The sequence below is a fragment of the Senegalia massiliensis genome (assembly GCF_009911265.1).
Taxonomy (GTDB): domain Bacteria; phylum Bacillota; class Clostridia; order Tissierellales; family SIT17; genus Anaeromonas; species Anaeromonas massiliensis_A.
This window is the reverse complement of sequence record NZ_QXXA01000005.1, coordinates 318,652-329,831: the sequence shown is the minus strand read 5'-3', so window position 1 is coordinate 329,831 and position 11,180 is coordinate 318,652. Positions and strand designations below refer to the sequence as shown.

Annotated in this window: 9 protein-coding genes and 1 other annotated feature; of the genes, 8 read left to right on the top strand and 1 reads right to left on the bottom strand. The window is 26.3% G+C overall.

The window, feature by feature from the left end; translation table 11 throughout:
- The first annotated feature begins 174 nt into the window (after positions 1–174).
- Complete coding sequence (locus D3Z33_RS05790; RefSeq protein WP_160196817.1) at positions 175–2,064, top strand: LTA synthase family protein; 1,890 nt, start codon at positions 175–177, stop codon at positions 2,062–2,064.
- Here D3Z33_RS05790 and D3Z33_RS05785 read toward each other — a convergent pair.
- A complete protein-coding gene (locus D3Z33_RS05785; protein WP_160196816.1) occupies positions 2,061–2,555 on the bottom strand; it encodes a hypothetical protein in 495 nt (164 codons plus the stop codon). The genes D3Z33_RS05790 and D3Z33_RS05785 overlap by 4 nt on opposite strands.
- Before the next feature lie 139 nt (positions 2,556–2,694).
- Here D3Z33_RS05785 and D3Z33_RS05780 point away from each other — a divergent pair, with 139 nt between their 5' ends.
- The 7 genes from D3Z33_RS05780 to D3Z33_RS05750 all read left to right on the top strand — a co-directional run bounded on the left by D3Z33_RS05780 (position 2,695) and on the right by D3Z33_RS05750 (position 11,163).
- Positions 2,695–2,940: a hypothetical protein gene (locus D3Z33_RS05780; RefSeq protein WP_160196815.1), complete on the top strand. Its 246-nt coding sequence runs from the start codon at positions 2,695–2,697 to the stop codon at positions 2,938–2,940.
- 51 nt (positions 2,941–2,991) lie between these two features.
- Positions 2,992–3,405 (top strand): hypothetical protein, encoded by a 414-nt coding sequence (locus D3Z33_RS05775; RefSeq protein ID WP_160196814.1) that lies wholly within the window; start codon positions 2,992–2,994, stop codon positions 3,403–3,405.
- Positions 3,406–3,474: 69 nt separating this feature from the next.
- On the top strand, positions 3,475–3,990 hold the full coding sequence (locus D3Z33_RS05770) for a transcription repressor NadR (RefSeq protein WP_160196813.1): 516 nt from the start codon (positions 3,475–3,477) through the stop codon (positions 3,988–3,990).
- Positions 3,991–4,057: 67 nt separating this feature from the next.
- Positions 4,058–5,056 (top strand): PTS transporter subunit IIC, encoded by a 999-nt coding sequence (locus D3Z33_RS05765; RefSeq protein ID WP_160196812.1) that lies wholly within the window; start codon positions 4,058–4,060, stop codon positions 5,054–5,056.
- A gap of 54 nt (positions 5,057–5,110) precedes the next feature.
- A complete protein-coding gene (locus D3Z33_RS05760; protein ID WP_160196811.1) occupies positions 5,111–7,936 on the top strand; it encodes a UPF0182 family membrane protein in 2,826 nt (941 codons plus the stop codon).
- Positions 7,937–8,040: 104 nt separating this feature from the next.
- Positions 8,041–8,242 (top strand) — a binding site (T-box leader).
- A 56-nt stretch (positions 8,243–8,298) separates the two neighbouring features.
- Entirely contained in the window at positions 8,299–9,576 is a 1,278-nt protein-coding gene (gene serS / locus D3Z33_RS05755; protein ID WP_160196810.1) for a serine--tRNA ligase, read from the top strand.
- 63 nt (positions 9,577–9,639) lie between these two features.
- Positions 9,640–11,163 (top strand): M1 family metallopeptidase, encoded by a 1,524-nt coding sequence (locus tag D3Z33_RS05750; RefSeq protein WP_243153423.1) that lies wholly within the window; start codon positions 9,640–9,642, stop codon positions 11,161–11,163.
- Positions 11,164–11,180 lie beyond the last annotated feature (17 nt).

Genomic DNA, 11,180 nt, shown 5'->3' with positions numbered 1-11,180 from the left:
CAGCGCTGATGGTACTTAGGTGGTAACGCCTTGGGAGAGTAGGACGTTGCTGGTTTTTTTATGCTTATTTTTAATATCATAATTTGTAAAGAGAATTTAATGTAGAAATAGAAAAAAATAGGGTATAATAAAAGATGTAATGTTTCTAATTTATCAAAAATGAAGGAGATAGTCATGCTTAATAGAAATACATCTAATTTAAAGCCTATAAAGATGAATAAAATTATACTTTTTATGTTTATTTTTTCATTACTGAAAGTATTACTTTTATACATATTTACAATTGAAAAAAATATAATTATTGCATTTATTACTACCATTCCAACTATATCGTTTATATATATATTATTGTTTATGTGTAAGCCTAAAAACATAAAATTAATAGCTTTTATTGTACATGCTGTTGTTGGAATAATATTGTTTGCAGATTTAGTATATTATCAATATTATGGATTTTTACCTTCTATTACTATGTTATTATTTGTAGGAAATGTTCCTACAGTATGGAAAAGTATATTTTTTGTATTGAGACCAATATATTTTTTTATGATAATAGATATAATTCCATTGGGAATTTACTTGAAAAATAGAAATATAGAACATAATAGATTAAAAATTAGTAGAAAGAACATAACAATATCTGTAGTTTCAATATTATTAATAATGTTTTTATCACCTATTTTATTTATAAAAGGAAATACAACTTATGCATATAATAATTATGGTATATTTACATACCATATATATGATGCATATACTCAGCTAACTAATAAGGAAAAAGAAACATTAGCAGATGAAGATTTAAAAAATAAAGTTGAAAACATGTCTAATGATGAAAATAATAAAAAAACAAATAAAAAATATCATGGAATAGCAAAGGGAAAAAATATTATTTTAGTACAATTTGAATCCCTTCAAAACTTTCTAATGAACAGAGAATACAATGGTAAGGAAATAACTCCAAATTTAAATAAATTAATATCTAAAGATAGTATATATTTTAATAATTTTTATCAACAAGTAGGACCAGGAAATACCTCAGATGCTGAGTTTGTTATGAGTACTTCATTATATCCAACAAATGATTTATCTGTATTTAATCATTATAAGGAAAATTATTATTATTCACTTCAAAAGATATTAAAAAAAGAGGGATATTCTACTTACTCTTTCCATGGAAATGATAAAGAGTTTTGGAATAGAAATGAGATGTATCCTAATCTTGGTATAGATAATTTTATATCTCTAGAAGATTTTGAATATGATGAAAAAGAAGATCTTATAAATTTAGGTTTAAATGATATGGATTTTTTTGATCAAACAGTAGACTATCTAAAAGAAGCAAAAAAACCATTTTATTCAACAGTAATTTCTATAACTAGCCATCACCCATATGATATGCCAGAAGAATTAATAGAATTAGAATTAAAAAAGGAACACGAAAACACTATATTTGGAAACTATATACAAAGCATAAATTATGCTGATAAAGCATTTGGAAACTTTATAGAAAAGCTTAAAAAAGAAGGATTATATGAAGATTCTATTATAATTTTATATGGTGATCATGCAGGATTGTATCCTACTAGAGCTGAAAATGGAAAAATAATGAGCGAATTTTTAGGTTATGAATATCGTTTTGATGAATATATGAATATTCCACTTATAGTTAATTTACCAGGCAGTGATATAAAAGAAACAAATGAAATAGTAGGTGGAGAAGTAGATTTAATGCCTACAATCTTAAATCTTGCAGGAATAGAAGATAATAAAGGTAAAAGATTTGGTAGAGATTTGTTTAATTCTAAAAAAGGATTTGTATTAAATCAATATTATGTACCTTTAGGATCATTTATAGATGATGATAAAGTGTTTAAAATGTCTAAAGATGGAATATTTGAAAATAGTATGGCATGGGATAGAAAAACAAAAGAACCTATAGACATAGAAGAATGTAGAGAAGGCTATGAAAAAGCTATAAGTGAGTTTAAGGAAAGTCAATTAATATTAGAAAATGATTTAATAGATAATATTATAGAAGAACAAGAAAAAAAGGATAATTAATTATCCTTTTTTTCTTGTTCTATTTTTTCTATATTTTTTACCATCATTAAAGGAACATTATGGTTATGATCTTCATGAGTTTCTTTTAATTCTTTTATAGTACCATTAACTTTTACTTTATCGTAATTTTTAAAACCCTCAGGAATTTTATGATCTTTTGTTTCAGCTAATATATTAAATAGCATTTCTTCTCCATTGAAGGAATCTATTACCCCTAAAGAAAATTTATCTTCCTCTCCTGTTAAAAAAAATTGTAATTCCATTGAAACTTCTTTATCTTTATATTGATCTAAATTTTCATGCATATCAATTATTTTTAAAGCAGTCTTATTAGTTACTTCATCTTTTATATCAGGATTTTCATCTTGAGTCACAGGGGTATTTGATGTGGAAAATGCTGTAGTTATCATATATAATATAGGTGAAAGTATCATTACACCAACTACTATAAGAGCTATTATAGTATATGTTTTTTTCTTATTTGGATTCAAAGTGTTTACCTCCTTCAATATTTAATAGTATATCATAAATATAAGATACATACAGATTAAAATTTTATGTCTTTATTTTTACAAAAACAAATATAAAATGAAACAACAGGATAAATAATATTCATTAGGAGATGATTTTTTGGAAAAGGAAATGTTAGATTTATTACTAGATATGTTAAATGAAGAAAATGAATTAATTGCAGAACACAATGGAAATATGTACTATATTTCTTTAAATGACTTAAAAGATAATAATAAAGAATATATATATATAAATACTAATTCTGAAAAAGTATTCTATTTTAATGAGAGTAATGATATAATTAATAAAATTAAGAACTTAGATTTAGACTTTAAAGAACAAAAAAAAGGTAAGGATATTTAAAGAACATTTTAATTAAAATTTTTAAAAATTTAATTGGGAGGGTTAATTTAAATGGTTAAGTTTATTTGTGGAAAGAAAGGTTCTGGAAAAACTAAACAATTAATTAATATGGCAAATGATAGTGCTGAAAATGTTACAGGTGGAGTTGTATTTATTGAGGCAACAAACAAGCATTCTTTAGAGTTAAATTATAAAATAAGATATATTAATGCCATGGAGTTTAATATAGATAAAATTAATACCTTCTATGGCCTTTTATGTGGTATTGTAGCCAGCGATTATGATGTGCAAAAAGTTTATATTGATGGACTTTATAAAATGATTGAACTTGACTTTTATCTTTTAGAAAAATTTATAGAATATTTAAGAGTAATAGATAAACATAATGAAACAGAATTTATTATATCGGTAGAATGTGAAAAACAAGATGTACCAGAAAATATGAAAAAATATTTAGTTAATTAATTTATAAGGCTAAGGGGATATTTATCCTTAGCCTTATATCTATGTTATAATGAAATTGAGGTGAATATATTGGATTCAAATAATAGACGAAAAAAGATATTAGAATTGTTAATAAAAGAAAATAATCCTATAAAAGGTGCTATTATAGCAGATAAATTTAATGTAAGCAGACAAGTTATAGTTCAAGATATAGCAATACTAAGAGCTAAAGGTAAAAAAATAATGGCAACACCTAATGGATATATGGTTATAAAAGATAATAACAATTTCTTAGAAAAAACTATTGTGTCAGTTCATAGGGATGATGAAAATATTGAAGAAGAATTAAATATAATTGTAGATTTAGGAGCAAAGGTGTTAGATGTTATAGTAGAACACCCAGTTTATGGGGAAATTAAAGGTCAACTTATGATTTCTTCAAGAAAAGATGTAAAAGATTTTATAAAAAACATGAAAGAAAATAATGCAAGTACTTTAGCAACACTTACAGAAGGAGTACATATTCATACAATAAGAGTTCCAAATGAAGAGGTATTTTCTCAAATAAAAGAAAAATTAAAATATAAAAATTTCTTGCTAGAATGATAATAAAGTGATATATTTTTAAATGTAGTGACAAGACAGCAGTAAATACATTTCAATGGGGGTTATTATGAAAAACTATATTATTAAAATATTAAATGGAATGGCTCTAGGATTATTTTCATCTTTAATAATAGGGCTTATATTGAAGCAGATAGGTACTTTATTAGAATTAGAAATACTAATAAATATGGGCAGTATTGCTCAATTTATGATGGGTCCTGCCATAGGTGCAGCAGTAGCTAGTTCCATAGGCGCACCACCTTTAGGTATCTTTGCATCAATTATAACAGGTGCTATAGGCGCAGGAACATTAAAAACTGTAGATGGAACTACATTAATAATAATAGGAGAACCTGTTGGTGCACTAGTAGCTTCATATATAGGTGCTGAATTTTCTAAATTAGTAAGTGGTAAAACTAAAGTAGATATTGTATTAATTCCTGCTTTAACTATTATTTTAGGAGGTATAGCAGGTATATATGTAGCACCAATAATATCAAAATTCATGACAGGAATTGGTACTATTATAAATATAGCTACAGAACAAGATCCTATACCTATGGGAATACTGGTTTCTGTTCTTATGGGAATAATGTTAACTTTACCTATTAGTAGTGCTGCTATTGCAATATCTTTAGGACTTTCAGGACTTGCAGCAGGTGCTGCAACAGTAGGTTGTAGTGTACAAATGATTGGCTTTGCTGTTATGAGTTTTAAAGAGAATGGTATAGGAGGTTTTATCGCTCAAGGTTTTGGTACAAGTATGCTTCAAATACCAAATATAATTAAAAACCCACGAATTTGGATTCCACCTATAATAGCTTCAGCAATACTTGGCCCTATATCTACTGTAGTATTTGAAATGCAAAATAATAAATTAGGTGCAGGTATGGGTACAAGTGGTTTAGTAGGACAATTTGCAACATTAGAAACAATGGGTATGACTGGAATAGTAGGTATACTAATTTTACATTTTATATTGCCAGCAATAATTACGTTAATAATATCTAGTTGGATGAAAAAGAAAGGATTAATAAAAATTAATGATATGAGAATTGAAAGTTAAAAAATTGAATAATATATAATTGGGTAGTATAATAATAAGGAAGGGGGTTAAGAATTGAAAAATAAAACAAAATTTATTTTATTTATAGTTGTGGCTATTTTACTAGTATTATTTAGTTCTTTAACTAGCATTGTAGCTTTTGTAACAGACTATCAATGGTTTAATGAACTTGGATATACTGATACATTTTTAAAGAAATTAACTACACAAGTTTCTATAGGAGTGCCTTTATTTCTAGTATTATTCTTTTCGATATATTTTTATTTTATATCTTCTAAAAGAAATTATTATAAAGAGGCAAAAATTAATCCTCCAAAAAGTGGAGAAAGAAATTTAAATATTGCACTAGGTATAGGTTCTGCACTTGTTTCTATTCTTATATCTATAACATTTGCAGGAGGGCTTTGGCTTAACATATTACAATTTATAAATTCATCTAAATTTGGATTAAAAGATCCTATATTTAATAATGATGTTGGTCTTTATATTTTTAAGATACCATTGTTTAAAGAGATAATATCATTAGTTTTATTTTTGTTATTTGTTTTAGCTGTATCAACAGTAGTCTTTTATTTATTACTATTTTCTATAAGAAAGCCTAATATAAAAAGGCCAGAAAATGTATTAGATATGAATAAATTTAAAAATAAACAAACAATTAAAGATATAATAAAGAAAGATATTTTTAAAAGAGCGGTGTTTAAAATTGGTGTATTTGGATTTATAGGCTTTGTTATAATAGGGTTAAACTATTATTTAAATACATTTGACTTATTATATTCCCCAAGAGGAGTAGCATATGGAGCAAGTTTTACAGACATAAATATTACACTTTGGCAATATAGAATAATGGCAATATTATCATTAATATCTGCTTTTACTATTCTTTATGGATCATATAAAAGGAAACTAAAAACTGCTTTATCAGGTCCAGTTTTATTGATAACCATAGGTATACTTGGAACTGTTGCAGGAGGACTAGTTCAACAATTTATAGTAGAACCTGATGAAATTTCAAAGGAAAGTGAATATATTGGATACAATATAGATATGACCCAAGAAGCATATAGTTTAAAAGATGTTAAGGAAAAAGAATTTCCAGTAGAACAAAATTTAACTAAAGAAGATATAATAAATAATGAAGAAACTATAGAAAATATACGTATAAATGATTATCAACCATTAAATCAAGTATATAATGAATTACAAGGCATAAGATATTATTATAAATTTAATGGAGTAGATACGGATAGATATATGATAGATGGAAAATATACTCAAGTATTTTTATCTGCTAGAGAGATGGATGTTTCTAAATTAAAAACTAAAACTTGGATAAATCAACATTTAAAATATACTCATGGATATGGTTTTGTATTATCTCCAGTAAATTCAGTAGCTCCAAATGGTCAACCAAATTTACTTGTTAACAGTATACCACCTGTTACAAGTACGGATTTAAAAATAGAAAGACCAGAAATATATTTTGGTGAAATGACTGAAAATTATGCAGTAATAAATTCAGATGAACCTGAATTTGACTATCCTAAAGGTTCTGATAATGAAGAAGTTTTTTATGAAGGAACAGCAGGAATAAGTTTAGGTGGAATCAATAGAGTTCTTTATGCAATAAAAGAAGCAAATTTAAAATTGCTAATATCAAGTAATATAAATAATGATAGTAGAATTATAATAAATAGAAATATAAAAGAAAGAGTAGAAAAAATAGCTCCATTTTTAGAGTATGATGATGATCCATATATTGTTGCAAATCAAGATGATGGTAAATTATATTGGATGATAGATGCATATACTTCAACTTCAAATTTTCCTTATTCACAGCCATTTAGTGAAAAAAGTGCAACAAATTATATAAGAAATTCGGTTAAAGTAGTAGTAGATGCTTATAATGGTGATACTGATTTTTATGTTTTTGATGAAAACGACCCTATGATAAAAACATATGAAAAAATATTCCCAGATTTATTTAAGTCATCTAATGAGATGCCAAAAGGAATATTTAGTCATATAAGATATCCTGAAAATTTATTTTCTATACAATCAAAGATATATGAAACTTATCATATGGAAAATCCAGTAGTATTTTATAACTCAGAGGATGTATGGAATATAGGTCAAGAAATTTATATGGGAGAAGAACAACCAATCAAACCTAATTATAAAATGTTTAAATTACCTGAAGAAGAAGATGTAGAATTTTTACTTACTGTTCCATATACTCCTGCTACAAAGCCAAATATGACTAGTTTATTTGTAGCTAGAAATGATGGGGAAGATTATGGAAAACTTTATTTATATAGGTTCCCAAAAGGTATAACAGTTAATGGACCAATGTTAGTAGAATCAAAAATAAATCAAGATTCAGATATATCACCTCAGCTTACTCTTTGGTCACAAGAAGGTTCCAATGTACTTCGAGGAAATATAATGACTATACCTATTGAAAACTCATTATTATATGTAGAGCCAGTATATATTCAAGCAGCAAATGAAAATAATATACCTGAAATGAAAAGAGTAATTGTAGCATATAAAGATCAAATAGTAATGGAAAAAGATCTTGATACTGCTTTATCAAAAATATTTGGTGATATAAATAAAGAAGAAAACAAAGATGGAGTAGTAACAGATGTAGAAGATGAGGAGAAAACTGATCAAGAAAAACCTGTTGAAGGCTTAGATAATATAGTAAAAGAAGCTAATGAATTATTTAATAAAGCTAAAAAAGCATCTCAAAATGGTGATTGGGCAAAATATGGTGAATATATAGAGGAATTAGAATCTGTATTAAATAAACTAAATCAAAACTTAGGTTCAGATGAACCAAAAGAAGAATCACCATCAGAAGATGTAGAATAAAAATTAATTAGTATAATTATTTATAATATAGATATAATATATTAAAAGAATTTTAAAAGGCTTGAATAAATGTTAAAAATGTGTTATATTTTAAAATAATAAAGTTATATGCAATTAAGAGACATAGTAAATAATCTTATATCTTAAAGAGAGTCGATGGCTGGTGAGAATCGATGATATATATTATTGAATCCACCTCTTAGCATTTTATCTAAAAGGTAAACCATGCACGGGTTAAAGTGTACTAAGTGGACTGTAAAGTCAACTAGGGTGGCAACGCGGGAATTTTAACCTCTCGTCCCTATCTATATAGATAGGGACGAGAGGTTTTTTATTTTTAAATAAAAAAGGAGATGAAAAAAATGCTTGATGTAAAAATGATTAGAAATGATAAAGAAGGTGTAAAACGAGCACTTTCTAAAAGAAAAGGTGAATTTGATGTAGATATAGTATATAATCTAGATTTAAAAAGAAGACAAATATTACAAGATGTAGAAAATATGAAAGCAGAACAAAATAATGTATCTAAAAGGATTCCTCAATTTAAAAAAGAGGGTAAAGATATATCTGAAGTTTTAAATGAGATGAAAAATTTATCTTCTAAAATTAAGGATATGGATAAAGAATTAAAAGAAATAGAGGGTGAATTAAACTCTAAATTATTAATGCTACCTAATATACCTAATGATAAAGTGATAATAGGAGATAGCGATAGTGACAATAAAGAAATAAGAAAAGTACTTGAACCTAAAAGTTTTGACTTTGAACCTAAAGCTCACTGGGATATAGGAACAGACTTAGATATATTGAATTTTGAAACTGCATCTAAAATAACTGGTGCACGCTTCTCACTATATAAAGGTATGGGAGCATCACTTGAAAGGGCTTTAATGAATTTCATGCTAAATACTCATACAAGAGAAGGAGGTTACACTGAAATAATTCCTCCATTTTTAGTAAATAGAGATAGTATGACAGGTACAGGTCAACTTCCTAAATTTGAAGAAGATGCTTTTAATATACCTTCAAAAGATTTATTTTTAGTACCTACAGCAGAAGTTCCCGTTACAAATATTCATAGGGATGATATATTAAGTCAAGATGATTTAACTATAAAATATACAGCATATACTCCATGTTTTAGACAAGAAGCAGGTTCAGCAGGAAGAGATACAAGAGGGCTTATAAGAAATCACCAATTTAATAAAGTGGAATTAGTTAAGTTTTCAAAACCAGAAGATTCTTATGATGAATTAGAAAAATTAACAAATGATGCTGAGAAAATACTTAAAGCTTTGAAGTTACCATATAGAGTAGTAGAACTTTGTACAGGAGATTTAGGTTTTTCTTCAGCAAAAACATATGATCTAGAAGTTTGGATGCCAAGTTATAATAGATATGTTGAAATATCTTCTTGTAGTAATTTTGAAGATTTTCAAGCTAGAAGAGCAAATATAAGATATAGAAATGAAGATACTAATAAGCTAGAATATGTTCATACATTAAATGGTTCAGGTCTTGCACTTGGTAGAACTACAGCAGCTATATTGGAAAATTATCAAAATAGTGATGGAACTGTTGAAATACCAGAAGTTTTAAGAAACTATATGGGTGGAATAGAAAAAATAGAAAAAGCATAGTATTTAAGAGAGCGTAAAGCTCTCTTATTTATACTAATTATAAAATATATCAGGGGTGATGATTTGAAAATTATAAAAAAGGTATTAATTCTATTAATTATTACTATCATAATAATAGGATTCACAGCTTGTTCAAAAAATCCTATTGAAAATATGGTAAAAGAAGATAAAGAAGAAGATTTTAATACATTAATTACAGATGATTATAATAACTTAGATATAAATAAAATAGATAAATATAATATTGAAGTAGAATTTTTTCCTGAAGATAAAAAATATCATGCAGAGCAAGAAACAATTTATATAAATAAAGAAAATGTAGATTTAAAAAATGTATATTTTCATGTATATCCAAATGCATTTAAAAAAAGAGAAACAGCTCCATTTTTATTTGATAGTTTTGAAACTGCATATCCAAATGGATTTGAAAAAGGATATATAGATATAGAAGAAGTAAAAGTAAATGGAAATAAGATTAATTACAAACTTATAGGAAAAGGAAATACAATACTCAAATTAGATCTAAATGAAAAGTTACATAAAGGTGAATCTATAGATATTTCTATGAAATATACTGTTAAATTACCACCAGCACAAGATAGATTTGGATATGGAGATAAAACATTTAATTTTGGTAATTGGTATCCAATTGCAGCAGTATATGATGAAGATGGTTGGAATCTAGATCCTTATTATAGTATAGGAGATCCTTTTTATAGTGATGTAAGCAATTATAATGTAAAAATAAAAGCACCAAGAGATATAGTAATTGCAACAAGTGGAAATATAATAGATGAGAAAATAAAAGGTGACAAAAAAATATGGGATATAGAAGCAAAACTGATGAGAGACTTTGCATGGGTAGCTAGTAGTCATTTTGAAAAAATAACTAAAAATTACGATAAGACTGCAATCAATCTATATTTTCTTGATGGTGTAAGTGAAGCTGTAAAACAAAGAGCAATAGACTTTTCTAAAAGTTCGTTAAAATATTTTAATAATATATTTGGAGAATATCCATATGGTGTGTTATCTGTAGTTCAAACTAGTTTTCCTAGTGGAATGGAGTATCCAGGCATAGTATATATAGGAGATGATTATTATAATGAGAAAAAAATAGGAAGTTTAGAGCTTGTAATAGTTCATGAAATAGCACATCAATGGTGGTATGGTATAGTTGGGAATGATGAAATAGATGAAGCTTGGCTAGATGAATCACTTGCAACTTATTCTGAATATATTTATGCCTATGAAGAATATGGTGAGGATACTGCTAATGATTACTATAAAAATGGGATTGAAAATAATTATGAAATATCAAAAGAGTTTATAAAAGACAAAAATATATTGAAATCATTAAATGAATTTGCAGGATGGAATGATTATGGACCTTTAGTATACTCACGTGGAGCAATGATGATACATGATATAAATGAACAATTTGGTAAAGAAGAACTATATGATATACTAAAAACATATTATGAAGAATTTAAATTTAAAAATGCTACTACAGAAGACTTTTTAAGAATAGTTGAAGATAAAACCAGTAGTGAGTTTGAAAATTCAAAGGAATATTTGAACAAGTAATATTCAAAAGGGGGAAA

What these genes read in the sequence shown, in the direction of transcription:
- D3Z33_RS05790 (WP_160196817.1), top strand. Translation starts at nt 175, where the DNA reads ATGCTTAATAGAAATACATCTAATTTAAAGCCTATAAAGATGAATAAA.
- D3Z33_RS05775 (WP_160196814.1), top strand. Translation starts at nt 2,992, where the DNA reads ATGGTTAAGTTTATTTGTGGAAAGAAAGGTTCTGGAAAAACTAAACAA.
- D3Z33_RS05765 (WP_160196812.1), top strand. Translation starts at nt 4,058, where the DNA reads ATGAAAAACTATATTATTAAAATATTAAATGGAATGGCTCTAGGATTA.
- serS (WP_160196810.1), top strand. Translation starts at nt 8,299, where the DNA reads ATGCTTGATGTAAAAATGATTAGAAATGATAAAGAAGGTGTAAAACGA.